At 38.0% G+C, this 25,125-nt stretch carries 24 protein-coding genes; 3 read left to right on the top strand and 21 right to left on the bottom strand.

What is annotated here, in order from left to right; translation table 11 throughout:
* Nucleotides 1-8: 8 nt before the first annotated feature.
* The 6 genes from MHI04_RS04895 to MHI04_RS04870 form a co-directional block, all read right to left on the bottom strand.
* Complete coding sequence (locus MHI04_RS04895) at nucleotides 9-368, bottom strand: Asp23/Gls24 family envelope stress response protein (RefSeq protein ID WP_004269431.1); 360 nt, start codon at nucleotides 366-368, stop codon at nucleotides 9-11.
* Nucleotides 369-476: 108 nt separating this feature from the next.
* Nucleotides 477-1,682, bottom strand: coding sequence for a diguanylate cyclase (locus MHI04_RS04890; protein WP_058843491.1), 1,206 nt, complete (start codon nucleotides 1,680-1,682; stop codon nucleotides 477-479).
* A 660-nt stretch (nucleotides 1,683-2,342) separates the two neighbouring features.
* Nucleotides 2,343-3,947, bottom strand: a complete 1,605-nt coding sequence (locus MHI04_RS04885; RefSeq protein WP_036124820.1) for a M20/M25/M40 family metallo-hydrolase — start codon at nucleotides 3,945-3,947, stop codon at nucleotides 2,343-2,345.
* Between the two features lie 38 nt (nucleotides 3,948-3,985).
* Entirely contained in the window at nucleotides 3,986-5,407 is a 1,422-nt protein-coding gene (locus MHI04_RS04880) for an amino acid permease (RefSeq protein ID WP_036124822.1), read from the bottom strand.
* A 101-nt stretch (nucleotides 5,408-5,508) separates the two neighbouring features.
* Complete coding sequence (locus tag MHI04_RS04875) at nucleotides 5,509-6,270, bottom strand: arginine deiminase family protein (protein WP_036124824.1); 762 nt, start codon at nucleotides 6,268-6,270, stop codon at nucleotides 5,509-5,511.
* A 14-nt stretch (nucleotides 6,271-6,284) separates the two neighbouring features.
* On the bottom strand, nucleotides 6,285-7,157 hold the full coding sequence (locus MHI04_RS04870; protein WP_089931986.1) for an arginine deiminase family protein: 873 nt from the start codon (nucleotides 7,155-7,157) through the stop codon (nucleotides 6,285-6,287).
* A gap of 267 nt (nucleotides 7,158-7,424) precedes the next feature.
* Here MHI04_RS04870 and MHI04_RS04865 point away from each other — a divergent pair, with 267 nt between their 5' ends.
* Together MHI04_RS04865 and rpmB are read left to right on the top strand one after the other, a co-directional pair.
* The gene (locus MHI04_RS04865; RefSeq protein ID WP_058843516.1) at nucleotides 7,425-8,168 is read left to right on the top strand and encodes an IclR family transcriptional regulator; all 744 of its coding nucleotides are present in this window, start codon (nucleotides 7,425-7,427) and stop codon (nucleotides 8,166-8,168) included.
* Nucleotides 8,169-8,353: 185 nt separating this feature from the next.
* A complete protein-coding gene (gene rpmB / locus MHI04_RS04860; RefSeq protein WP_004227417.1) occupies nucleotides 8,354-8,542 on the top strand; it encodes a 50S ribosomal protein L28 in 189 nt (62 codons plus the stop codon).
* Between the two features lie 96 nt (nucleotides 8,543-8,638).
* Here rpmB and spoVM read toward each other — a convergent pair whose 3' ends face one another.
* The 15 genes from spoVM to MHI04_RS04785 all read right to left on the bottom strand — a co-directional run bounded on the left by spoVM (nucleotide 8,639) and on the right by MHI04_RS04785 (nucleotide 23,047).
* Nucleotides 8,639-8,740 (bottom strand): stage V sporulation protein SpoVM, encoded by a 102-nt coding sequence (spoVM, locus tag MHI04_RS04855; RefSeq protein WP_099805045.1) that lies wholly within the window; start codon nucleotides 8,738-8,740, stop codon nucleotides 8,639-8,641.
* Nucleotides 8,741-8,758: 18 nt separating this feature from the next.
* Nucleotides 8,759-9,409 (bottom strand): thiamine diphosphokinase, encoded by a 651-nt coding sequence (locus MHI04_RS04850; RefSeq protein WP_089931984.1) that lies wholly within the window; start codon nucleotides 9,407-9,409, stop codon nucleotides 8,759-8,761.
* Nucleotides 9,406-10,074, bottom strand: coding sequence for a ribulose-phosphate 3-epimerase (gene rpe / locus MHI04_RS04845; protein ID WP_089931982.1), 669 nt, complete (start codon nucleotides 10,072-10,074; stop codon nucleotides 9,406-9,408). The genes MHI04_RS04850 and rpe overlap by 4 nt, the downstream gene beginning before the upstream one ends.
* Before the next feature lie 2 nt (nucleotides 10,075-10,076).
* The gene (rsgA, locus tag MHI04_RS04840) at nucleotides 10,077-10,961 is read right to left on the bottom strand and encodes a ribosome small subunit-dependent GTPase A (protein ID WP_036124921.1); all 885 of its coding nucleotides are present in this window, start codon (nucleotides 10,959-10,961) and stop codon (nucleotides 10,077-10,079) included.
* A gap of 11 nt (nucleotides 10,962-10,972) precedes the next feature.
* A complete protein-coding gene (gene pknB / locus MHI04_RS04835) occupies nucleotides 10,973-12,958 on the bottom strand; it encodes a Stk1 family PASTA domain-containing Ser/Thr kinase (protein ID WP_036124923.1) in 1,986 nt (661 codons plus the stop codon).
* A 2-nt stretch (nucleotides 12,959-12,960) separates the two neighbouring features.
* Nucleotides 12,961-13,710, bottom strand: coding sequence for a Stp1/IreP family PP2C-type Ser/Thr phosphatase (locus tag MHI04_RS04830; RefSeq protein WP_058843486.1), 750 nt, complete (start codon nucleotides 13,708-13,710; stop codon nucleotides 12,961-12,963).
* 6 nt (nucleotides 13,711-13,716) lie between these two features.
* On the bottom strand, nucleotides 13,717-14,859 hold the full coding sequence (gene rlmN / locus MHI04_RS04825; RefSeq protein ID WP_036124927.1) for a 23S rRNA (adenine(2503)-C(2))-methyltransferase RlmN: 1,143 nt from the start codon (nucleotides 14,857-14,859) through the stop codon (nucleotides 13,717-13,719).
* Entirely contained in the window at nucleotides 14,859-16,220 is a 1,362-nt protein-coding gene (gene rsmB / locus MHI04_RS04820; protein WP_036124929.1) for a 16S rRNA (cytosine(967)-C(5))-methyltransferase RsmB, read from the bottom strand. Before rsmB ends, rlmN begins: the two co-directional genes overlap by 1 nt.
* Nucleotides 16,217-17,158, bottom strand: a complete 942-nt coding sequence (gene fmt / locus MHI04_RS04815; RefSeq protein WP_036124932.1) for a methionyl-tRNA formyltransferase — start codon at nucleotides 17,156-17,158, stop codon at nucleotides 16,217-16,219. The genes rsmB and fmt overlap by 4 nt, the downstream gene beginning before the upstream one ends.
* A 1-nt stretch (nucleotide 17,159) precedes the next feature.
* Nucleotides 17,160-17,654, bottom strand: a complete 495-nt coding sequence (gene def, locus MHI04_RS04810; RefSeq protein WP_036124934.1) for a peptide deformylase — start codon at nucleotides 17,652-17,654, stop codon at nucleotides 17,160-17,162.
* Nucleotides 17,655-17,740: 86 nt separating this feature from the next.
* The gene (priA, locus tag MHI04_RS04805; RefSeq protein ID WP_036124935.1) at nucleotides 17,741-20,152 is read right to left on the bottom strand and encodes a primosomal protein N'; all 2,412 of its coding nucleotides are present in this window, start codon (nucleotides 20,150-20,152) and stop codon (nucleotides 17,741-17,743) included.
* A complete protein-coding gene (gene coaBC, locus MHI04_RS04800; protein WP_342535381.1) occupies nucleotides 20,149-21,153 on the bottom strand; it encodes a bifunctional phosphopantothenoylcysteine decarboxylase/phosphopantothenate--cysteine ligase CoaBC in 1,005 nt (334 codons plus the stop codon). Before coaBC ends, priA begins: the two co-directional genes overlap by 4 nt.
* 125 nt (nucleotides 21,154-21,278) lie before the next feature.
* Nucleotides 21,279-21,506, bottom strand: a complete 228-nt coding sequence (gene rpoZ, locus MHI04_RS04795) for a DNA-directed RNA polymerase subunit omega (protein WP_036125003.1) — start codon at nucleotides 21,504-21,506, stop codon at nucleotides 21,279-21,281.
* Between the two features lie 4 nt (nucleotides 21,507-21,510).
* Nucleotides 21,511-22,128 carry a guanylate kinase gene (gmk, locus tag MHI04_RS04790; RefSeq protein ID WP_036125005.1) on the bottom strand — a complete coding sequence of 206 codons (618 nt, stop codon included), beginning with the start codon at nucleotides 22,126-22,128 and terminating at the stop codon, nucleotides 21,511-21,513.
* 43 nt (nucleotides 22,129-22,171) lie between these two features.
* Nucleotides 22,172-23,047, bottom strand: coding sequence for a YicC/YloC family endoribonuclease (locus MHI04_RS04785; RefSeq protein WP_036125007.1), 876 nt, complete (start codon nucleotides 23,045-23,047; stop codon nucleotides 22,172-22,174).
* A 261-nt stretch (nucleotides 23,048-23,308) separates the two neighbouring features.
* On the opposite strand from MHI04_RS04785, the gene MHI04_RS04780 reads away from it, so the two are divergent.
* Entirely contained in the window at nucleotides 23,309-25,003 is a 1,695-nt protein-coding gene (locus MHI04_RS04780; RefSeq protein WP_036125010.1) for an NFACT RNA binding domain-containing protein, read from the top strand.
* Nucleotides 25,004-25,125 lie beyond the last annotated feature (122 nt).

Raw genomic sequence — 25,125 nt, 5'->3', positions numbered from 1 at the left:
TCCTCCTCTTAATTCGCTACACGAACGCCCTGTACAAAGATATTGACAGATTTTACGCTCATACCTAATGTTTTATCTACTGTATATTTCACTTTCGATTGCACTTGGTAAGCAACTTCCGAAATTTTTGTCCCGTAACTAACAATAATGTACATATCTATATGTAAATCGTCGTCCTGTTGTCGAATAACAACACCTTTTGCGAAGTTTTCTTTACGTAAAATATCAGTTAGACCATCACGAATTTGATGTTTAGATGCCATGCCAACAATACCGTAGCATTCTACAGCAGCACCACCAGCAATTTGTGCAAGTACATCTGTTGAAATATCAATTTGGCCGAATTCATTGTTTAATTCAATTGACATAGGAATGCCTCCTTGGCTCTTTTTGACTAAAGTATATTGTAACACTTTCGTTATAATTTAAGCAACCTAAGGCAGTATAGAAAGGCTTTATAGCAACGTTTTCTGACTTCAAATAGACGCATTTTCCTTTCCGTCAAAAATTGCCATTTTACGAAAATAGTTATTTCGTCCGTTCTGCTTAGCTAAATATAACGCTTGGTCAGCAATATCACAGCATGTTTGTAAATGCTCATACATTGTCAGGTTAGCATGACACATTCCAATACTAACCGTTACGTATTGAACAATATCTGATTGCCTATGTGGAATCTTTAAGTCACGCACTTCCTTTAAAATTTCTTCACATATAGGCTCAGCAAACTTCTCAGTATGCTGACTAATCATAATAAATTCTTCTCCACCCCAACGAGCAACAAACGCCTGATACTTCTCTGCAATTTCCGCCAATAAGGAGGCTACTTTAACAATGACCGCGTCACCCTGTATATGTCCATAGTAATCATTAAACTTTTTAAAATAATCAATATCAATCATCATTACCGTTAATGTTTGTGGTTGATGAAGCTGATGTCCTATTTTAGTCAATTGCTGATTAAATGCTCGTCGATTTGGCAGATTCGTTAAAGGATCTTTTAGTGCTTGCTCTGCTAATGCTTTATTTTTAACAGCTAGCAGCTCTGATAATTGTTTCGTTTTGATCATTTCTTCATCCAATAAAATATGCTGTGTAGTTATTTGTTTTCGAACCTTGTAGGTCTGATATTGAATTATGATACCAATCGGAATTAAAAGAGACATCGGTAATATGACTTTAATATTCTCACTGGACATGCCAACACTCAAATATGTACTCGCAATAATTGCTGGTGCAGAAAGTAAAATAATCCAACTAATTTTTCGTAAAGGTAATGCAAATACCGTACAAATAATGATTAAAATCACCTCATATAATGCTGCATGATGAAAGAAATAAACATCCATTACCGAAATTGCCGTAATCAATAGCATAATCGTGTAAATATAAATAACAACTAGGTGTTCATACTTCTGTATATTAACAGAGGTAATGTGAATTCGTTTTTCCCTAACAAATAACAATACGGCTATATCTATATAAAACATGGCGATATGAATGGCAATATAGACGGGGACCATGGCTCTTTCTGCTTTGACAAAGAAAACCTCTCCATAATGAATAAGGGAAATAATAGCCGATACATACATAAGTGACCAAGCAACTGTTCTCATCCCTTTTAAATTCGACTGAACCATTTCTTTGCGAATAGAAAAAGCTATTTTTTCTTGATTTTTCATAATACTCGCTCCTATTGTCCGCTTTCAGTTATATAATGTTCTATATGTATCGTCTAAAGAATGAAAAATACAAGTAGGTCGAAATTTTTTTGATAAATAAAAAAGTTGATACTTTTATAGCATCAACTTTGCATAGTGTTGAAAAACAAAACCATCCATAGAATTTTTGTGAAAGGTGAAAATGGATTTCCGTTACAGGCTATTGCTTGCCTGTCTCGCTATCCCAAGGGAGTCAAGTAGCCTTCCACGCCAATGTTTCTTTTTAGCAAAGGTTTTCAAATAAAATGTAGATGTTCACTACTCATTTTATGTAGAGGTGTTGTCACTCATCACTTCTCCACATTGAAGAGCCTCTTTTCTTTAATTATACAAATAATGAGCTATTTTGATCGCTTCGGCTAGTATAGATTGGAGTGGAGCCAGCGTCACTCCTAGGGGAATTAGCAGGTGAGACCCTGGAGCGAAACGCAGTGAGTGAAGCGGCTCGTCGGACGCCCCCTGGAAAGGAGTCTGGCGGAACGGAAATCAACCCCTCGCCTTGCGAAAGGTTCTTTTTCTGCTATTGACATCACCTTTTTTCAACAAGATGAAAAGTTGATACTTTTATAGCATCAACTTTGTTTATATTATATTCAGTTCAATATTTTAAAATTTATTTGACTAAAAAAGACTTTTAATAAGCTTGTCGATCATAACAGGCATTTCTTTAAAGGCACTATCCACATGCAGTCTTTCTGTTTTTTGGTGTGCATCTTTGCCAAAGGGACCGACATTTAATACAGGCCCCTGTAATGCAGACATTTCTTTAAACGGAATACTATACGTATCTCCCCATACAGGTGTGTTACGTTCGAATGCTAACCACTCGTTTGAATCATCTGTGTAGTTAACATAACTTAAATCACAAATCCCGTTAAAATAATGAATCTGCTCCACCTCAATAGCAAATGTTTGAGCCGTTTTCTTCATCAATTCAATCGATTGAATAACAAGTGGATGATTGGATGAATTAATTGCTGGATAATAAGGTGGTGCATATAGCAAAACTGTTGCTGGTGCTAATTCCTGACAACGAATCATGAGCTGATCAACAATACGTATAGATTTTTCACGATCGTCCCATGCGTGATGCTGAAGAACTTGCTGTTTGATCGTTCGCACTTCCTCCTCACCCAATTTATGGATAGCATGCTCCAACAATGCCTCATATCGCAAAACCTGTACATTCCCTACCCCTTGTACTTTTTCTCGGGTGCAAACTTTTTGGTATTGCTCATTACAAGCAGCCATGGCTTGTAATGCCACTTGTTCAAAGATAGCCATTACTTCTGCAGCTGTACGTTTTAATAAAAATACATTGTACAGTGCAGCCGCACGATATGGTGTTTGTGTAGAATACTCCATTTTTAAATCTTTTAATTGTAAAGAAACTGGCAGTGGCGTACTTTCTCCCAAATCTGTTTCACGGAAAAGAGGATTCCACTCCATGTACTGTGTCATATAAGAAGCAATAAAGTTAGCGGTCATGCCCTTTAAAGGTTCGCCAACATGCGTCTCTTTGCCATAAAATAAAGCAGCTGGCATTATTTTCCCTATAGTACCTGAATAGATATATTCATTTGTATCAGATGGCCCTTGCGAAAAGGAAGGTTCACTATTTAAAAATAATTTATAGGTTAGCCCATGTTGTTCACGAAGTCTCACAAGCTCCACAACAGCAGCTCGCATTCCAGCAGAGTTTACTTCCTCATCAGGTACAGTAGTTAAAATCAAATTAATTGGCCATTGTTCAAAGCTTGCCTTTTCAATGAGCTGCATATGTAAAGCAAGTCCCATTTTCATATCCATTGTGCCACGACCAAATAAATAATTACCTGACTCCAAATCAATTCTAGCCGCTTCTGGTAAATCTTCTTTGTATTTAGACTCCATCAGTTTTTTTGTTAATTCCTCTGGATAAAAAGCTAGTGGCTCTAGTTCTCCATATTCCTCCGTATGCACTGTATCGAAGTGACTGATTAACACCACTGTTTCTGTTGCTGTTGGGTGCTTATAAAATGCCGTAACAGCATTTCTTCCAAGCCCTGCATCATGTAATTCAATAAGCTCTGGATGTTTTTCAAAATATGGAAGCGTTAACAATTTATCTTTTAATTTATAGGCAAAGTCATTTTCACCCTTTGTCAATGTCCTGCTTTCCCAACTGACAATTTCACATAGCAATGCTCGCAGTTTTTCAGGTGTATTCCACATATAATTATTCATACAAACTCTCCTTTAGCCTCAATTCGTTAAATTTTTGGTTAACGAATTTCTAGTGACTCTTCACTTTTACTATCTGTCGTTGTTGCATTTTTTAATTTCAATTGATAAAAAATCATACAGGCAATAAAGAAGCCAATCCCGTACAGTAAACCGATTCTTTGCGTTGGATCAAACGCTAAAAATACTAAAATAAATACACAAAAGATAATACAAAATACAGGTATTAAAGGAAATAGAGGTGTTTTAAATTTTAAATCAGCCAAATTTCCTCCAGACTTTACATAACGATAGCGGAACATTAGTTGAGAAGCACAAATCCCCATCCATGAGATTGTGACAGAGATTCCGGCCACCGACATGAGTAACACAAATACTGCATCAGCTTCCATTACACTTGTTAATAAGGATAATAGTGAGAAAGCCATTGTAAAAATGAGCGCATTTAACGGCACTTTATTTTTAGTCAATCGACCAAATAACTTAGGTGCCATTCCCTCTTGTGACATAGAGAATAATAAACGTGTTGACGCATACAGACATGAATTGCCGACTGATAAAATAGCCGTTAATATAACAAAATTCATGATACTAGCTGCATATGGAACACCTGCTATATTCATCAACGTTACAAATGGACTTTCTACAAGACCAAGCTCTGATGCTGGGAATATCGCCGATAATACAATAATGGAGGCAATATAAAAGACTATAATTCTAAAAAGAATAGTACGAATCGCTCTTGGAATATTTTTTTCAGGGTTCTCGGTTTCACCTGCTGCAATACCAACAAGCTCTGATCCCTGATAAGAGAAAATAACATTCATCATTGTGACAAAAATAATAGAAATACCTGCTGGGAATAAACCAGTAGGTGCTAAATTTGTCAGATGTGGCGTTGGACGATCTGCTAATGGAATTAATCCGAAAATGGCCGCACCACCTATAATGATAAATGCTATGACTGCAACAACTTTGATACTAGCAAACCAGAACTCTGCTTCAGCGAAGCCCTTTGTTGTTAAAGCATTTAAGACAAATAAAAGAACCATAAACACAGCACACCAAATCCATATCGGTACAGTCGGAAACCAATGTTGCATTAAAATCCCAGCAGCTGTAAATTCAACACCAGCTGTGGCGGCAGACCCGACAAAATACATCCAGCCTAATGAAAAACCAGCTGAAGGACTAATGAAACGTGTAGCGTATGTCTGGAAGGAGCCTGTAACTGGCATATAAACAGCCAATTCCCCAAGACAGTTCATGACCATAAACAAAATTAGGCCACCAAACAAGTAACCAATTAGAGCACCACCTGGTCCTGCTTGATTAATGGTATAGCCAACATTTAAAAATAAGCCCGTTCCAATAACACCCCCAAGTGAAAGCATTAATAAGTGACGGCTTTTCATCGATCGATTTAATTGATTGTTGTGAAGCTGATCCCCTTTATTCAACATCCATCCCTACTTCCCATATAGTGTAAATATTCAGATAATCAAAGAATAAAAGTACCCAATCAATTTTCCCTTTTAAATTGATTGGGCAATGTTAGCATGTCTTAAAAACGTAATGATAAACAACTTAAGCCACCATCGTGTTTTCTAAACTCAGACATCTCAAGTTCAATAGTTTGATAGCCAAGATTTTGTAATTTACGATTTGTTTCTGGGTAGCCAGCTGGAATAATAATATAATCATTTACTTGAATACAGTTAGCAGAATATTCATCTTCTTTAGGAATCACGATTTTATCATAAGATTCAAATGCAGGGTGATCGACAAACTCACCAGCTACCACCATACGATTATCCCCAACATAGGCAACCCCTGTTTTTAAATGGAAGAACTCTTTTAATGGAATAATAGTCGCTTCATAGCCTTCTTGCTCAACAATTTTTTTAAATTGCTGTGCGCCTTCTTCATTTGTACGGTCTGAGATCCCTACGTAAAATTTCTTCTCTGCTTGTAATACATCTCCACCATCAAGCGTTCCAGAGCCTTTAATATAGTAAATTTTTTCAAAGAATGGTTTCACTGCTGGTTCAATATCTTCGATTTCACGATTACGAGCAGCTGCTCCAGGGTTTGAGATAATAGCAAATTCAGATGTTAATACTGCCGTATCTTCTACAAATGTTGAATCTGGGAATGCTTCATTTGCTGGTAATTGTGTAACCTCAACGCCACATTTTTTCAAAGCATCTATATACTTTTCATGCTGTTCAAACAATTTTTCTAAAATGGGTTTACCTAAATCACTAGTTGTTAAACCGTTTACAAAACTATTTCCTGGATTTTTAACAATAACATTTTTAAACATAATTTTCGTCTCCTTTATCCTCTTACTACTGGACAAGTTAGGCATGTTGGCCCACCTGTTCCTTTAACAGTAATTTCATCACCTTTATATTCAAACACTGTTGCACTAGCATCAAGTAGCTGTTGTTTTGTTACTTTGTTCCCTTCAGGAATAACGCACACTCTTGGTGCAAGCGCCAAGACATTACAGCCCAGTGCATCATACTCATCCTTCGGTACTTCTATTAATTGGATACCTCGCTCGATAAGCAGTTGTCGGAAAAATACTGGCATTAAACGTGAATGTACAACAGCTAAATCTCGATCTACCATACTTATGAAAGACATTAAATGTAAACACTCAGCTTCACCTAAGTCATGGGGTAGCTGCACAACAATAAACTCATCCACCATATCCGCTGTCATTTCCTTTAATTGATGGATAGCTTCATCATTTGTACGATAACCTCTACCTACAACGAGTGTTCGATCATCTAACCAAACAAGATCTCCACCATCTGATACCGCCTCTCCTGTTAGTTCCCCAATGATTGGAATACCTTTCTCCTGTAAAAAGGCCTTATATACTGCTGCTTCTGGCTGTCTCAATTTTTTGCCAGATTTCAGTATAATGGCGCCATTTGGTGTGAATTTAACTGGATCATGTGCATAAAGCGAATCTAACCCTACTTCATCATTAGCAGGCAAATAATCAATCGTATCAACATACTTTTCAAGAATCCTAATAAATTCAGCATATTCTCTTAGCGCTTCTTCATAGTTAGGCTCAGATAAATAGTTAAATGTTTTCCATTCATCGCTAAGATGTGCCTGGCTTCGGAAAGCATCTTTCGGATGTTTTACTATAACGTGTTTCAAAGGTGCATACATTGATGAACAATAATGCATTCCCTTCACCCCTTTTCCGTGTAGTGGAAAACGTTTCCGTTAAGAGGAAAGTTTATATGAAAAATATATTCGTTTTATGCTATACTGTCAATATATTTAGAAAACTTTTTATTTTTCCTTTAATCTAAATTTGATTTATCCATTGAAAAACAATTGTACGAGGATTCATTTTACACATCTTTGTATAGACATCTATTCGCTCGAAAATATTGGAACTAGACGTAATTGGAGAATAAAAATAAAATAGGAGGAAGGGAGGTGGGGCAAATGCAATTATTAGAGCGAGCTATGACGATTGCGAAGGTTTTAGCATCTGAAGCAAATGACCGTAGCTTGTCTATTTCAGAGCTTTCTACAAAATGCGATTTACCACTAAGTACTTTACATAGAATTTTAAAAGCCATGATTAAACAAGGTATGATTGAACAGGATGAGCAGACTAAGCATTATCGCCTCGGAACAATATGGATGGAACTTGGCTTACAGGTATATGACACGATGGATTATATTAGTAAAATTAGGCCTGAATTAGAACGCTTAGCAAGAGAAGTTGAAGAAAGTGTCTATTTAAGTAAGCCTGCTGGTTTAGATACAATTATTATAGAAAGAATAGACAGTGCTGCAAATCCGATTCGTATTTATGACCAACTTGGCATTCGCATACCTATGCATATTGGCGCAGCCAATAAAGCCATTCTTGCTTCTATGCCTGACACTCAGTCAAAAGAAATTTTGGAACAGCTAATAACGAAAGACGAAATTGCTGAATTAGAAGGACAACTTCAAAACATCCGACAGCAGGGCTATGCAATAAGTCATGGAGAACGAACTGCTGGTACTTCCTCCATTGCGGTATCTGTACAAGATGGTTTTGGTGAAGTGATAGGTGCAGTGAGCATCGGCTTTGTGAATTTTAATGTCTCTCAAGATCATATTAATACATTAATTGAGCGCTTAGTTGATACTGGTAAACGTGTATCGACAAAACTTGGTTATCGTGGAAAAGGGTAGTAATACTTCTTTTCTTAAGTTTCCCTTCTTTTACTAACTGATTTTTGCCTGTAAAGGTTTTTTTCTTGAAAGGATATGTGAAAACTATTGCACTGAACGCCATCGTATGTTAAATTATTATGGTATGTGAAATACCGAACTGAAATAATAATCTTTCAGCATCAACAGTAAGGAGGGAATACAACATGCCAAAACAATGTGTAATCACTGGACGTAAAGCTCGTACTGGTAACAACCGTTCCCACGCTATGAACGCTAACAAACGTACTTGGGGTGCTAACCTTCAAAAAGTTCGTATCTTAGTTGACGGTAAACCAAAACGTGTATGGGTTTCTGCTCGTGCATTAAAATCAGGTAAAATCGAGCGCGTTTAATCGCCGCTTCTAAAAAATCGATTTCGCATTGGGCGCAAATCGATTTTTTTCTTTTTACAGTATTCAATATACTTAACGTAAAAAATCCGACTAACATTAGTCGGATTTTTTTACTTTCTTATCTTTTTTAAATAGGTTAATACACGTACGCGTGATACTACTCACGAATTTCGGCAGCTGGAACGTATATACTTTCAGGACTCTCTCCCCCTTACGCTAATCTATGCTTCTTATCATTAAACATATGCCATGCGAGAAAGATATAGACCCTGAAGTTCCTATTATTTCATTACTTGTAAATCGTGATGTTCCTAAAGAGATTTCCTCATTCGTTGTTTCATATTTTACTTGCCGTAATGTCACATTTTGAATCGGTTCCTCATGAGCAAAAAAAGACAAGTATCGGTATCGATCATCTGCAAAAATAGTATGCGTACCAGGTAATAAAAATTGCAACATATTTGCATGATTAATAATCTTCAGCTCAATTTGAGGATGCTCTTTTTGGAGTCGATAAATGGAACGAACCGCTGCCTCATAATGATCTAAGCGCCCACCTGTAACACCTGTTAGGACAATTTCTTGAGGTGCATAAGTATAGGCTTTAAGCAAAGCTAAATCCGTGTCTGTTTCATTTTTCTCTTCCTGAAAACGTTGTTGGTCATTGGTTTGTGCCATCACAAATTGATATTCCTCATCTGTTAAGGAATCAAAATCACCAACAATGGCATGAGGGGTAATCCCATGCTCCAGTAAATATAAAGCACCACGATCTGCTCCAATAAATACTACATCCTGTTGTTGAAACGATGAAAATGAGCAAAGCTCTTGTTTTGGACCACCTGCACAAACAACGACTATCGTCATCTCTTAATCGCTGCCTCACCAGCCGCTAAAATCTCTTGGAGTGCAGCTGTTCGATCTTCTTTACTATAAATAGCTGATCCTGCCACAAAAATCGTCGCTCCAGCCTGTGCACATGGAACAATCGTTTCAGCAGTAATACCACCATCAATTTCAATGGCAATCTCTAGACCCCGCTCTTTAATAATTGCCGATAATGCTTCAATTTTAGGTACAACAGAATGAATAAATTTTTGTCCACCGAAGCCTGGATTAACAGTCATCAACAATACCATATCGATATCTTCTAAAATGTGTTGAATCGACTCTATTGATGTATGTGGATTTAATACTACGCCAGCCTTTACACCATACGAACGAATTAATTGTATTGTTCGGTGTAAATGACGACATGCTTCAACATGCACTGTAATATAATCTGCACCAGCTTTTGCAAATTGTTCAATATACTGATCTGGATTTTCAATCATTAAATGTACATCTAACGGTAAATTCGTTAATGGACGGATAGCATCCAATACGATTGAGCCAAATGAAATATTCGGTACAAAGTGACCATCCATGACATCAATATGAATCAGTGTTGCACCTGCTTGCTCTACTTCTTTTACTTCTTCCCCTAATTTTGCAAAATTTGCTGCTAAAATTGATGGTGCTATTTGTATCATCATTAATACCTCGGCTTTCGATCCATAATTTCTTGCATAAATTGTTCATAATGCTTGTAGCGGTAGTCACGAATTTCTCCCGTTTCTACTGCTGCCTTTACTGCACATTTTGGTTCTTTCAAGTGTAAACAGCCTCTAAATTTACAATCATCCGCCACTCTGACCATTTCAGGAAAACATGCGCCTAATTCCTCTTTATCAATTTCATCAAAATCAAAAGAACTGAATCCAGGAGTATCTGCCAATAAACCATCACAGACCTCAATAAGCTCGACATGACGAGTAGTATGTTTTCCTCGCCCTAAGCTTTGCGAAATGATGCCTGTTTTTAAGTTTAATTCAGGAATTAGTGTATTCAGCAAAGTTGATTTTCCAACACCAGATTGACCTGCTAATACAGTGGTTTTTCCTTTTAAAATAGGCTGTAGGCGTTCAACTAATTCTTCCTCATCTTTATAGGTTTGTAAAACCGTATAGCCCATGTTTTGATAATCGACGATATATTGCTGTAATTCCTCACGTTTATCATTTTCCAGCAAATCCATTTTTGTTAAACAAATAATAGGATGTACATGGAATGATTCTAAAACAACTAAAAAGCGATCCAATAAAATGGTATTGAAATTAGGTTCTTTTACGGAAAATACTAAAATACCTTGATCAATATTGGCAATTGGCGGACGAACTAATTCATTTTGACGCTCCAAAATCTTTTGAATGGTACCATCCGATCCTTCTGTTTCCGTTGAATATTCTACAATATCACCAACAAGCGGGGATTCTCCGCGATTGCGAAAGACCCCACGTCCTCGACATTGAATAAGTTGATGACCATCATAAACATAATAATAACCGCTTAATGCTTTTCTTATTTGGCCTTGCGCCATCCAATTCCTCCTTAATTGACATCCTCATATTTAACTTTGTCTTCTAAGATTATTTCTGAGTCACGGATAATTCTATAACTTGCATCTTTGCCTTCTTCAATAACAAGCTGTATATTGTAAGGTGTATCATCTAAAATTGGAAACTCTACTGGTTCAGAAAATGTATGATTTTTATCTTGAATTTCAATGCGAATGTTTTGAGCTATACCCTCTTCTGTAGGTTTATACTCAATGACTACAGGTATGACCAGTGGTTTATCAGGCTTTTTCGCTGGTCCTTTACTGATCACAACGGATATGAAGGAACCTTCTTCCACCATAGTACCCGCTTTTGTCAATTGTGATATCACACTGCCCGCAGGAATCGACTCATGATATTCTTCACGTGAAATACGCCAATTAAGGCCAACTCTCCTCACATAGTCATCCATATCCGCTTTTGTATAATTATTGAGGTTTTCAAGCCTTATCATTCTAACCCCTTGGCTTACTTTAAACGTAATTGTTTCTTCCTTCGCAACAACTTCAGTATTTGGGGGTATACTTTGCTCAATGATTCTTCCTTCTGGTTCATTAGAAGGGACATCCTCTTTTAGTACTTCTTTATACTTTCCTTTTATTAAAGCTTCCACTTGACTATAATTCTGTCCAACATAATTATCTACAGTCGTCATTTCCACACCTAAGCTGACGATTAAATCAATCTCTGTGCCTTTTGCACGCAATGCATTTTTTGCTGGATCTGTTTCAATGATCTTACCTTTCTCAATTTCCTCATGGTTCCGCTCCTGATGCTCCTCACCAACAACAAACCCCTCTGCTTCTAATTTTTTTGTAGCTTCTTCCACAGTTAAATTTGTTACATCAGGTACAGAAATTTTTTTCGGGCTAAACGAATCTGTTGCAAATAAAAAGAATAGGAAGATGACAATCACAGCAATCAATAATCCAGCAACATACTTTGGCCAATTTTTCTTCTTTCCCTTAACAGGAGCTGGTTTTTCAACAGTTTTTTTAGGCTTTGCTTGAGATGGTGTTTTCACTTCCATAATCGGTTCCATAACTCTCGTTTGGGTTAAATCTTCGCCTTTTTTATGAACAGGCTCTTTAATAATTGGTATAGCTTTCGTCGTATCATTATCAACAGGTATGACAAATTTTGGTTCGTTTACTCGTGTTGGTGATAAGACTGTTTCCAAATCATCATATATTTCTTCCACTGTATTATAACGATGGGAAGCATCTTTAGCCGTAGCCTTCAGCACCACATTTTCCAAACTTTGAGGAATGGTTGCATCAAAAGCACGAACAGAAGGTGTTTCTGTTTGTAAATGCTTGAGTGCAATGGAAACTGCTGATTCTCCAGAAAATGGTAATTCACCTGTTAATAATTCATATAGCACAATGCCAAGTGCATAAATATCTGATTTATTAGTAGCCGTCCCGCCTCGGGCTTGCTCAGGTGATAAATAATGCACCGTACCTAACACTGAATTCGTTTGTGTAAACGATGTAGCACTTAACGTCATGGCAATACCAAAATCAGTTATTTTTACATTACCCTCCGCATCCATTAAAATATTTTGCGGCTTAATATCACGGTGGATAATATGATTTTCATGGGCATTTGCAATGGCAGACGTTAATTGTTTCATAATATGCACACTTCTAGCAGGAGAAATTGGTGCAAATTCTTGTATGTACTGCTTTAACGTTTTTCCTTGAACATATTCCATCACGATATAATGTAGATCGCCATCGTCCCCTACATCATAAACACTAACAATATTTGGATGTGTAAGACTTGTAGCAGACAGTGCCTCACGTTGAAAACGTCGATGTAATTCATCCTCATTGGAAAAATCATAGCGTAATATTTTTATGGCTACATCACGGTTTAATATCATATCGTGCGCTAAATAAACATTGGACATACCTCCGCCACCAATGAGCTGCAAAATTTTATAACGGTCACTAATTCTTTTACCTACAAGCATTCTTACACCTCCTCATCCTTTTTTGTTAGTAGCACGAGGGAGATATTGTCTTCTCCCCCGCTGGCATTTGCCAATTCTACAAGCTTACGTCCTTTTTCTTCAATGGCATCTGGATACGTTATAATTGAAGCCATTTCATAGACAGTGAGTTTATTGCTTAAGCCATCTGAACAAATGAGTAAATACGATTCTGATGCTAAATCTACTTCATAAAAGTCTGGCTCTAGCGTTTCCTCTGTTCCAACAGCTTTTAAAATGAAATTTTTCTTTGGGTGTGTCAAAGCTTCTTCTTCACTTATTTCGCCATTTTCTACCAGTACATTTACATATGAATGATCTCTTGTTATTTGTTGTGCACCATCTTCAAAGAAATAATACACACGACTATCCCCAACATGTGCAATGAAGCAATGATACTCTTCTATTAACACCGCAATAAACGTCGTGCCCATTCCTTTACAGTCTTCATGTGATAAAGAATAGTCATATATCGTTTTATTCAATTGCTTAACTGTGTGCAATAACCATTCTTTTTTTGATGTTGTTGATACAAAATGATGTGCGTCTGCCTGTAAAAAAAAGGATTCCATCTGTTTAATTGCCATATCACTTGCTACATCACCAGCATTATGACCACCCATGCCGTCCGCCACAAGTGCTAGTGCAAGCCCGTCAGGACGTTTAAAAAATGCAGCACGGTCTTCATTAATTGATCGTTTTAAACCAATATCACTTTCGACTGTGTATTCCAACACTGGTCACCTCGTTTCTTCAGATCTCTCTTGAGCACGTAATTGACCACACGCAGCTGCGATATCTGAGCCTTGCTCTCGGCGGATCGTTACGTTAATCCCATTTTTCTTTAAGGTTTTTTCAAAAGCAAAAATTTGACTACGAGACGTACGAACATAATCACGTTCTGGTACGTAGTTGACAGGAATCAAGTTAACGTGACATTTAATTCCTTTAATTAATGCCGATAACTCCTCTGCAATTTCCACTGAATCATTTTCACCAGACATCAATCCATACTCAAAACTCACTCGTCGCCCTGTTTTTTTAGTATAGTAACGAACAGCCTCCATTAATTCATCCAATTTGTATGCACGAGCAATTGGCATTAGCTTTTGACGTGCCTCTTGGTTTGGTGCGTGTAGTGACACGGCGAAGTTAATTTGTAATTGTTCATCTGCAAACTGATAAATTTTTGGAACAATCCCTGATGTTGATACAGTAATATGACGTGCACCGATATTTAACCCTTTTTCATGGTTGATTACTTTTAAGAAGTTCATCATCGCATCATAGTTATCGAAAGGTTCGCCAATACCCATAATGACAATATGCGATACTCGCTCGCCCACTTCATCTAAAGTCTGCTGCACTTTGACAACTTGCTCCACGATTTCTCCTGCTAGTAGATGTCGCTTCAAACCACCTAAAGTGGAAGCACAAAATGTACAGCCGATTCGACATCCTACTTGTGTTGTTACACAAACAGAGTTGCCATATTCATGGCGCATTAATACGGTTTCGATTGAATAGCCATCTTGCAATTGAAATAAAAATTTAATGGTACCATCTTTAGATTCTTGCTTAATAATGGTTGATAGTGTTGTTAACGCAAAATTGGCTGTTAACTTATCACGCAATCCCTTTGAAAGGTTCGACATTTCTTCAAATGTCTTTACACGTTTATTATACAGCCAGTCAAAAATTTGAGTAGCACGGAAAGGTTTTTCACCGTTTTCTGTTAACCATTCTTCTAACTGATATGGCTGTAAAGAATAAATAGATTCTTTTAAATTTGGTTTTTCTTTCTTGACACGTCGGACGGGCTTGTCTTCCGCTTCATCAACTAAATCGTTAATACGTTCATTAAATTTCTCTTGATCCACCATTAGTTGGATTCTCCTTTTTTACGAAAGGCGGCAACGAAGAAACCGTCACTGCCAAAGTCTTGTGGAAAGACTTGAAGCATGCCATTAGCTTGCTTTTCCGCTAATTTTGTTGGTAAAGACTCTAGTTGTATTGCTTCCATTTCTGGATGTGCTGTTAAAAAGGCATGAACTGTGCCTTCATTTTCTTGTAGATCGACTGTACAAGTACTGTACACAAGCTTTCCATCTGTTTTCAATACTTTAGTTGCTGCCTCAAGTAAAGCTAATTGGATTTTTTGTAGATTTTCTAAATCTTCTTCTCGCTTTGTATATTTAATATCGGGCTTACGTCGCATAACCCCTAGCCCACTACATGGTGCATCAACTAAAATAGCATCAAAAGACGCTGCTTGTAAAAATTCTGGTGCTTTCCGTCCATCAATTGGGGCTGTTTCAACAATATCAAGCCCTAGACGTTCTGTATTATGGTCGATTAAATCTAATTTATGTGGATGAAGGTCTGTCGCTAAAATAGATCCTTCATTTTTCATTATTTCGGCTAAATGTGTTGTTTTTCCACCCGGGGCTGCACACATATCAAGGACACGCATGCCAGGAGATGGATTTAACACTTTAGCAGGTATCATTGAACTTTCATCTTGGATAGTAATGTGACCTTCTTTAAATACTTTTGTACGTGCAGGTTGACCATTGGTTACACGTAAACATTCAGGCATTAAATCACTTTGCTGTACTGTTAATCCTTCTTCCTCTAGTTCAGCAATAGCCTGTTTAACCGTTGTTTTTGTTGTATTCACACGCACTGTTTGCATAGCTGGCACATTGTTTTCATGCAACATTGCTGTTGCTAGCTCTAAACCGTAGTTTGCTACAAATCGTTGCACTAACCACTCGGGATGGCTTGTTTCAATAGCAAGTCGCTCCATTGGATCTGCTATATCCTCTGTAGAAGGAACGCCGCTACGTAACACCGATCTTAAAATCCCATTCACCGTCGAAGCAATACCACGATGCCCTCTACGCTTGGCAATTTCCACTGCTTCATTTACAGCAGCATGTGGTGGGATACGAGTTAAATAATGAATTTGATACAACGATATTCTTAATAACCAACGTACCCAATGATCGACTGACCCACGAATAAAAGGCTCTAAATAAAAATCAAGCGTCATTTTATGCTGTAAAGTTCCATACGTAATTTCAGTTAATAAGGCACGATCTTTCGCCTCAATTTTATGTCGTTTAATTGTTTCGTTTAGCAATAAGTTGCTATATGCTTGGTTTTTATCAACTGCTAATAGAATAGATAATGCAGCATCTCGCACATTTCCATCCCAAATCACTACACTTTTTTTACTCATTTAAATTGGTCCCCAATCTGTAATTTAGAACCTGTACCACGTAAATACTCCTCTGCGGTCATACGCTTCTTGCCAGCTGGCTGCACGTCATATAATGCTAAAGTTGTACCGTTGCCAGCTGCTACTTCAAAATGATCTTTCTCAATCGCTACAACTGTACCTGGATTCGTCTCATGCTTGCATTTACCAATAGCTGCCCACCATACTTTAAAATTACCATCCTCAAAAGTTGTATAAGCAACCGGCCACGGATGAAGACCACGTACTTGATTGTATAAAGTAGCAGCATCGTTTGTCCAATCGATGCGTTCTTGCTCTCTCGAAATATTGCTGGCGAAGGTAACAAGTGCTTCATCTTGGACTGTTCGGCTATTTGTACCATTTATAATAGAAGGAAGTGTCTCTTTTAGGAGCTCACAACCCACTATGCTTAGCTTTTCAAAAAGGCCACCTGTATAGTCGTTTTCTTCAATAGGAATCGCTCTTTGAGAGATAATATCTCCAGCATCAAGCTTTTCTGCCATATACATAATGGTTACCCCAGTCTCTTTCTCGCCATCTATAATAGCTTGATGAATAGGAGCGCCTCCACGGTATTTTGGAAGTAGTGAGGCATGAACATTAATGCAGCCAAAAGCAGGAGCATCTAATAGCTCCTTTGGTAGTATTTGTCCAAAAGCTGCTGTTATCACTAAATCTGGCTGTAGAGCAAGAATTTGTTGTAACTCTTCAGAGCCGCGCAATTTTTCTGGTTGAATAATTGGTAAGCCAAGTTCCAAAGCTGCAGCCTTCACAGGTGGTGGTGTCAATACACGCTTTCGCCCAACTGGACGATCTGGCTGTGTCACAACTGCTTTAATATCGTATCCTTCATCATGTAGCATACGCAAAATAGGTGCTGAGAAGTCAGGTGTCCCCATAAAAATTATAGACGTCATTTTATTCCTCCTCTTCTGCGTACAGTTCTTCAAGTTCTTCTGCTGTAATAATACGCTTGATTTTCGAATCAAACAGCACGCCGTCTAAATGATCAATTTCATGTAAGATGGCACGGGCATCAAAGCCTCCTGCTTCTAATTCATATACACGTCCTTCACGATCACAAGCTTCAATTTTAACATAGTTAGGACGTTCTACTTCACCATATAACCCTGGAAAGCTCAAGCAACCTTCAATATCTATTTCCGCTCCATCTGTTTCAATAACCGTTGGATTAATCATTTCTAAAATATCGCGTTCCTCACCTAGTTCTACAATTGCTACGCGTAAGCCTACATCTATTTGTGGCGCTGCAATACCAACGCCATCATATTCCACCATTGTGTCATATAAATCATCTAGTAATGCAATGATTCCATCATTAATTTCTGTCACTTCTGCACATGGTGTTGATAGTACTTTTGCTGGGTTTTCGATTACTTTTTTTATAGCCATTCTCATTTCCTCATTTCTGTATTCAAGCTAGTGCAATAGCTGATTGTTCATTTTACTATTGAAAAAAAATCTTGCTGTTAATTTCACTATATAGTAGACGGATCTAAATCTACCGTCATTAATATTCCTTGTTTAATCCATTCTGCTCGATACATGGCAAGCAGTCGCTGTAACACTGGAATTAGATTTGGTTCAATTTTATATTTTATCAAACATTGATAACGATATCTATTTTGGAGACGAGCAATACTTGCCGTTGTTGGTCCTATAATGGCTACTTGATTCGATAAATTTCCTCGTAGCCAATCTGCCACTCGTCCAGCATATTCAGCAGCCATCATGACATCTTCATGAGATAATTGAATAAGGGCTACAAAATAATAAGGTGGATAGCTGGAGCGACGACGTAAAAACATCTCTCGTTCATAAAATGGTTCATACTCCTGCGTTTTGGCTAGCTCAATTGCATAATGTTCAGGGGTATACGTCTGAATAATTACTTCCCCTGGCTTATCATGTCGTCCTGCCCTTCCACTTACCTGTGTTAGTAGCTGAAATGTGCGCTCTGCTGCACGATAATCAGGTAAATGCAAGGATGTATCAGCACTTAGTACACCGACAAGAGTAATATTAGGAAAATCAAGACCCTTTGCGATCATTTGCGTCCCCAGTAAAATATCTGCATGTCCAGCTCCAAATGTATCTAAGATTTCTTCATGTGCCCCTTTATGCTTCGTGGTATCTACATCCATACGTAACACTCTTGCCTCAGGAAATAGTTTAAAAAGTTCTTCCTCGACTTTTTGTGTACCTGTACCAAAGTAACGAATATGATCGCTTTGACATTGTGGACATATTTTAGGAACAGATTCCTCGTAACCGCAATAATGGCATTTTAATTTCTCCGTTGTCCGATGATAGGTTAAGGAAATGTCGCAATTTGGACATTGTACAACCGTACCACAATCCCTACATAGAACAAACGATGAATAACCACGACGATTTAAAAACAGCACCATCTGTTCTTTTTTCTCAAGTCTTATACGAATCGCCTCAGCAAGAGAGTCTGAGAACATCGAACGATTTCCTTGACGAAGCTCTTCACGCATATCTGCAATAAAAACAGTCGGCAATGCTTGGTGTAAAGCACGTTGCGTTAATGAGAGTAGCGTATATACGCCCTTTTTAGCTCTGGCAAATGACTCTAAAGCTGGTGTTGCACTACCCAAAATAATAGGACATTTATAAAATTCGCTCCTCCATATGGCGACATCTCTTGCATGATAACGCGGCGAGTCTTCTTGCTTATACGTTGATTCATGTTCCTCATCCAAAATAATAAGACCAATATTCGTAAAGGGTGCAAAAATAGCGGAACGAGCACCAACTACTACTTTCACTTTACCTTGTTGAATTTTACGCCATTCATCATACTTCTCTCCAACAGATAATCCACTATGCATAACAGCAACCATCTCACCAAAGCGACTGCGGAATCGCTCAGTCATTTGAGGTGTTAAAGAGATTTCAGGTACCAACATAATGGCTTCTTTCCCTTCATCTAGCACCTTTTGAATAGCCTGTAAATAAACCTCTGTCTTACCGCTCCCTGTTACACCATGTAGCAAAAATGTTTGCGCTTGTTGCTGCTCTATAGCTGTAGTAATAGCTTGAAGAGCACCCCTCTGCTCCTCTGTTAATTGTAAGGCCTGTGTACGAGAAACTTTCTTCGTAAATGGATCACGAAAAACTTCCTCTTGAATAAACTGGGCAGCTCCTTTTTCAATTACTGCCTCTAATACCGATATCGAGACTCCTGTTTCCTCACAAATGTGCTGGGGTGATAAAATTTCTCCTAGATGTTGACACATCCATTGTAGTAATAGACGTTGTTTAACGGCTCTTTTTGACTGTTCCAAAGCCTGTTCTACAAGTTGCTGGTCTTCTGTAATTTGAACCATTCGGATTTCTTTTACATTGCCCTGCTGCTTCACAACATTCTCAATTGAAACAATGCTCTCTGCAACCAACTGCTTTAATAAAGGAAGTAAACCTGCTCGCTCAAATTCTTTAAAGTTGGCTTGTTGGCGTTTACCAAAAATGTACTGTACTTCTTCTGGTAGACTTTGAGACTGTTGTAATTTAATTATTTTTTCATACTTAGCCCGAAGTGCAGATGGTAACATCACTTGCAAGGCATCTATTTCATAGCAAATCGTGTTGTTCTTTAACCATTTCGCCATTAGCAGCATTTCTTCTGTCAGGACCGGCTCCATGTCTAAAATTTGAGTGATAGCCTTTAATTTATTCAGTGGTACATCTGTTTCCTTTTTCAAGCCAACGATAAAGCCTAAAACATTTCTTGGACCAAATGGCACTTTCACACGACAGCCTAATTCTATTACGTTTACCCATTCGAGAGGTACTTGATAATCAAAGGGACGGTCTACATGGTAGGTAGAGACGTCTACAATGACCTCTGCTATTAAAAAGCTCATTGCACCTCATCCTTTGTAATATGAGACCAGAGTGTCTGTGCAAAAAGCTGGGGATTTGTCGTAGCCAAAAATTGTCCATTAAGCTGAGCATTTTCACTAAAATCAATCCAGCTATCAGAAAGTATATTGATCATTGGTTTACCTTGCACTTGCTGTCCGAAAGTGATTGCATTCATTCCTTCTACAGAAATAATCGGCGTTTCGTCGATGGTTGGTACATTCGCTGCATGTATAAAAAATGCTTGGGGATATTGGATTTTATAGGCTTCCAGTTGTTGAATAACATCATACAAATTGCTATTTTCAATTTCAATCACATGTGCCCCACGTATCCTTGCCTCATTCGCTAATGCTCGTCCAATAATGCCACTTGCCTGTGGGCTAATCATATGCTTTTCATCTAATGGTACTTGCAACGCACCTGCTGTCACAATTACGGTTTTACCTTTTAATGGTTTGGATTGTCCTGAAAAAAAAGCCTTTACTAGGGCCGTTATTTTTTCAGGTTCCTCTAAACGTCCCTTCCCGACATAGCCACATGCTAAAAACCCCTCTGAAGGCTCAATGAATTGGTATCCATCAGCTGATAGCCGATCTAAATTTCGTTTTACCGCTGGATGGTCATACATGTGTACATTCATAGCTGGTACAATCCAGACAGGGGCTGTAGTAGCAAGCAAGGTTGTTGTGACCATATCATCAGCAATACCATTGGCTAATTTGCCAATCATATTGGCCGTAGCGGGAGCCACTAAAATCAAATCAGCCCAATCTGCTAAATCGATATGGGCAATCACACTTGAATCTTTTTCATCAAACGTGTCAAAATAAACGTCATTTTTGGACATCACTTGAAAACTTAATGGATTCACAAACTGTCTAGCAGAAGCTGTCATCATAACTTTTACATTGGCCCCTGCTTGTGATAGCTTGCTAACGAGCGCAACAGCCTTATATACTGCAATTCCGCCTGAAACACATAGTAAAATATTTTTATTCATGCTAGGTGTCGTCCTTTCAAATGATAAGCTCCCAAAGAAGGATTCCCTGGGAGCTCTCGGCATTCTGTATAATCAAAATCTACTGCGAACTAGCATGCATGTAACCCAACTACGTTACATGTATGTTAAATTTCGTCTTCGTACACAGCGGACTCATCCTGTGATACCTTCGTAAGTACACCTGCCGCTACTTCTTCAAGTGCTCTTCCTACGTATTTATGAGAAACATACTTGTGTAAACGTTCTGTATCTTGCTCTTCTTGCATTTGGCGAGCACGTTTAGAAGCAAGGCTCACTAATGAATATTTTGAATCGATTTCTTTTTTTAAAGCGTCCACTGATGGGTATAACATTGTTTTATTCTCCTCTCAACATTGACAAATATCTTTTTTCAACACGTTCTCTACGACAATGCTCGGCTTTAATAATCGCATTTATACGATCACAGGCATTCGTCACTTCATCATTCTCCACAACATAATCATACAAGCTCATCATTTCAAGCTCTTCACTTGCAGTAGCTATGCGTTTCGCAATGATATCCTCTGTTTCCGTCCCACGCCCAACTAAACGGTCTTTTAATTCCGTTAAACTTGGAGGGGCCAAAAAAATAAATAAGGCATCTGGTGCTTTTTTACGAATTTGTGCTGCACCCTGCACTTCGATTTCTAAAAATACATCACGACCTGCATCCAGTGTTTCATTCACATAGGCTAGTGGTGTTCCATAATAGTTACCAACAAATTCAGCGTGCTCTAATAAGCCACCTTGTTCAATTAACGTTTCAAATGCTTCACGTGTCTTGAAAAAATAGTCTACACCATCTACTTCCCCTTCGCGAGGATTTCGTGTTGTCATCGAGATGGAATACTCATAATTCGTATTCGGCTGAGAAAATAATTCTTTTCGCACTGTCCCTTTACCTACACCAGATGGGCCAGACAGAACAATTAATAATCCACGTTCTTTTATCATTTATTCTCTATATCTCCCTTAATTTATAACAGACACGTGCAAGTTATTCGATGTTTTGCACTTGTTCACGCATCTTTTCTAAAATTGTTTTCGCCTGAACAACAGCAACCGCTGCTTCTGTAGATTGATTTTTTGAACCAATCGTATTAATTTCGCGATGTATTTCCTGCATTAAAAAATCTAATTTACGTCCAACTGAAATGGTTTCAAGTAATGTTTCCTCCAGCTGATTAAAGTGACTATCTAGTCTGTCTAATTCTTCGGAGATGTCTACGCGTTCTGCAAAAATCGCTACTTCTGCTAGTAAACGATCATCTAGCAATGTGCCATCTGCGACTTCAGCAATTCGTTCTATTAATCGTGTACGATATTTTTCAACAGCAAGAGAAGAGCACAAACGAATCTGATTCACTTGTTCCATCAACTGTTCTTTATATTGTACAACAACTTCTTGTAATTCTTGCCCTTCACGTTCCCGCATTTGTACGAGCTGTTTAATTGCTTGTGAAATCGCTTGTTCAACAGCACTTAGCAAATCCTCTGGTGTAAGCTGTGGCTTTTGCTGTACAAGTGCCTGTTCTAGCGATAAAAGCTCTTGCATCGTCCATTTTTCTTCAAGTGGTACTTTACTTGCTAATTGCTCTTTTGCCTTACGATACGCTTCAATTAATGACCAATTAATTTCAATAGATTGCTCTACGTTCTCTAAGTCTTTCACATATACCATCACATCAATTTTGCCGCGTGACAAAGCTTGTGAAATTAGTTTCTTTGCAAAAATTTCTGCTTCAAGCCATTCTTTCGGAAATTTTGCGTTAATTTCTAAAAAACGATGGTTGACCGAGCGCATTTCCACGGTTAATTGAAAGTCTCTAGTTGTTGTGACACCTCTGCCAAAACCAGTCATACTACGCACCAAGGTTCGTCACACCTTTCTTTGCATACTGGGATTATTATAACATAAGCTCTGTCGATTATGACGACTCTCCCAAAAAAATTGGTTAGAATAAAAGCTAATTCTACCACAATTGAAGCTATATTTTAATATTCACCTAAAAAATGCTATGATAAACATACAAATTGTGTATTTGTCGGAGCTGACAGATAGCGAAAGCAACTACACCATGAAAAAAATACGAAAGTACCAAGATGCTTGATATCGTTGGAAAGAGGAATTCATATGGCATTTGATGGCTTATTTACTTATTCAGTAACGGCCGACCTACAACAGCTTGTCACTGGTCGGATTACAAAAATACATCAACCTAATGCACAAGAAGTTGTGTTACATGTGCGGGCAAACGGAAAAAATCAAAAACTACTGTTCTCCATCCACTCTTCTTATGCACGTGTCCATCTTACGGAGCATACGATTGAAAATCCAGCAGAGCCTCCCATGTTTTGTATGCTTTTGCGTAAACATTTAGAGGGTGGTTTTATTTCATCCATAAAACAACATGATTTTGATCGTATTATAATAGTAGAAATTCACAGTAAAAATGAAATTGGCGATCCTATTGTAAGGGAAATACACGCTGAAATCATGGGTAGACATAGCAATCTACTGTTGATTGATCAAGAACAGGGGAAAATTATTGATAGCTTAAAGCATTTACCTCCATCCGTAAATAGCTTCCGAACTGTGTTACCAGGTCAACCGTATATTGCACCACCCACACAAAATAAATGGAACCCATTAACGGTTACAGATGAAGAGCTAACAATGTTTTTCGCTGAAGCAAAAACGACCAAAGAGATCGTAACACAGTTAGCCGGTTTTTCGCCTCTTCACGCTGAAGAATTATTGTACCGCATGACAACAGCATCTAATGCACCAGCCTGTTTCAAGGAATTTATGACATCCTTTGCAAACGGTGGTATGAAGCCAATGTATGTACTTTCTAATAACAAAACGTATTTCTCACCTATTGAGTTGAGTCATTTGCAGGGAGAAGTAACTGTCTACCCTAATGTTCACGAGCTTCTCGACCGCGTATTTTTTGCACGTGCAGAACGAGACCGTGTGAAACAACAAGCAGGTGATTTAGAGCGCTGGCTACAAAATGAAATTGATAAACTATCCTTAAAAACGAAAAAGCTGACGAAGGACTACGAGCGTGCCTCCAAGCTTGATCAATTTCAGCTTTATGGTGAGCTATTAATGGCAAATATTTATGCCTTTGAAAAAGGTGTCAAAGAGGTAACGGTAACAAACTACTATAGTGAAACAGGCGAAGTGATTACGATTCCAGTAAGTGAACGTAAAACACCGATTGAAAATGCGCAAAGCTATTACACAAAATATACAAAGGCAAAAAACGCCTTGGTTATGGTTCAAGAGCAGCTTGAAAAAACGACAGAAGAAATTGCCTACTTTGAAATGCTGGCACAACAAGTACAGCAAGCTTCTCCAGGGGATATTGAGGAAATTCGCGAAGAACTGGCAGAGCAAGGCTACTTAAAACTACGTCATGCCAAGAAAAAGAAAAAACAAGTAAAGCCAGAACCAGAGCGCTATGTTTCATCTACAGGAGTATCGATCTCTGTTGGAAAAAACAATAAGCAAAATGATATGTTGACGTTTAAAATAGCAAAACGCACAGATATTTGGTTGCACACAAAGGATATTCCAGGATCTCACGTTGTCATCCATTCAAGTGAACCAGACGACACAACATTACGAGAAGCTGCCACATTAGCCGCTTATTTTTCTAAAGCTAGAGAATCTTCTTCTGTGCCAGTGGATTACACAGAAATTCGACAGGTCAAGAAACCAAATGGGGCTAAACCGGGTTTTGTCATTTACTTTGAACAGAAAACACTGTATATTGACCCTGATGAGGCTGTCATTTTACAGTTAAAAAAACAGTCATAAGATAGAAACCGAGACAAAACATCTCGGTTTCTTCTTTTTTATAGTACAAACACGTAATCCGTACTATAAAACGATGAAAACAGCCATATCTTCATTGTTTTTTACAGACAATCTTCCTTATT

The sequence above is a fragment of the Lysinibacillus sp. FSL K6-1151 genome, from assembly GCF_038630755.1.
In the GTDB taxonomy this organism is placed as follows: domain Bacteria; phylum Bacillota; class Bacilli; order Bacillales_A; family Planococcaceae; genus Lysinibacillus; species Lysinibacillus fusiformis_D.
Note: the sequence above shows the minus strand (reverse complement) of the source record. Positions and strands in the feature narration are given on the sequence as shown.

Excerpts from the sequence above, each read along its gene's own strand:
- MHI04_RS04890 (WP_058843491.1), bottom strand. The coding sequence starts at position 1,682 with ATGAAAAATCAAGAAAAAATAGCTTTTTCTATTCGCAAAGAAATGGTT.
- gmk (WP_036125005.1), bottom strand. The coding sequence starts at position 22,128 with ATGATAAAAGAACGTGGATTATTAATTGTTCTGTCTGGCCCATCTGGT.
- MHI04_RS04885 (WP_036124820.1), bottom strand. The coding sequence starts at position 3,947 with ATGAATAATTATATGTGGAATACACCTGAAAAACTGCGAGCATTGCTA.
- MHI04_RS04875 (WP_036124824.1), bottom strand. The coding sequence starts at position 6,270 with ATGTTTAAAAATGTTATTGTTAAAAATCCAGGAAATAGTTTTGTAAAC.
- MHI04_RS04780 (WP_036125010.1), top strand. The coding sequence starts at position 23,309 with ATGGCATTTGATGGCTTATTTACTTATTCAGTAACGGCCGACCTACAA.
- MHI04_RS04865 (WP_058843516.1), top strand. The coding sequence starts at position 7,425 with ATGCAATTATTAGAGCGAGCTATGACGATTGCGAAGGTTTTAGCATCT.
- rpmB (WP_004227417.1), top strand. The coding sequence starts at position 8,354 with ATGCCAAAACAATGTGTAATCACTGGACGTAAAGCTCGTACTGGTAAC.
- priA (WP_036124935.1), bottom strand. The coding sequence starts at position 20,152 with ATGAGCTTTTTAATAGCAGAGGTCATTGTAGACGTCTCTACCTACCAT.
- MHI04_RS04895 (WP_004269431.1), bottom strand. The coding sequence starts at position 368 with ATGTCAATTGAATTAAACAATGAATTCGGCCAAATTGATATTTCAACA.
- rsgA (WP_036124921.1), bottom strand. The coding sequence starts at position 10,961 with ATGGCGCAAGGCCAAATAAGAAAAGCATTAAGCGGTTATTATTATGTT.
- def (WP_036124934.1), bottom strand. The coding sequence starts at position 17,654 with ATGGCTATAAAAAAAGTAATCGAAAACCCAGCAAAAGTACTATCAACA.
- fmt (WP_036124932.1), bottom strand. The coding sequence starts at position 17,158 with ATGACGTCTATAATTTTTATGGGGACACCTGACTTCTCAGCACCTATT.
- MHI04_RS04880 (WP_036124822.1), bottom strand. The coding sequence starts at position 5,407 with ATGTTGAATAAAGGGGATCAGCTTCACAACAATCAATTAAATCGATCG.
- rsmB (WP_036124929.1), bottom strand. The coding sequence starts at position 16,220 with ATGAGTAAAAAAAGTGTAGTGATTTGGGATGGAAATGTGCGAGATGCT.
- rpoZ (WP_036125003.1), bottom strand. The coding sequence starts at position 21,506 with ATGTTATACCCATCAGTGGACGCTTTAAAAAAAGAAATCGATTCAAAA.
- rpe (WP_089931982.1), bottom strand. The coding sequence starts at position 10,074 with ATGATACAAATAGCACCATCAATTTTAGCAGCAAATTTTGCAAAATTA.
- MHI04_RS04870 (WP_089931986.1), bottom strand. The coding sequence starts at position 7,157 with ATGCATTATTGTTCATCAATGTATGCACCTTTGAAACACGTTATAGTA.
- rlmN (WP_036124927.1), bottom strand. The coding sequence starts at position 14,859 with ATGGTGGATCAAGAGAAATTTAATGAACGTATTAACGATTTAGTTGAT.
- coaBC (WP_342535381.1), bottom strand. The coding sequence starts at position 21,153 with ATGAATAAAAATATTTTACTATGTGTTTCAGGCGGAATTGCAGTATAT.
- pknB (WP_036124923.1), bottom strand. The coding sequence starts at position 12,958 with ATGCTTGTAGGTAAAAGAATTAGTGACCGTTATAAAATTTTGCAGCTC.
- MHI04_RS04850 (WP_089931984.1), bottom strand. The coding sequence starts at position 9,409 with ATGACGATAGTCGTTGTTTGTGCAGGTGGTCCAAAACAAGAGCTTTGC.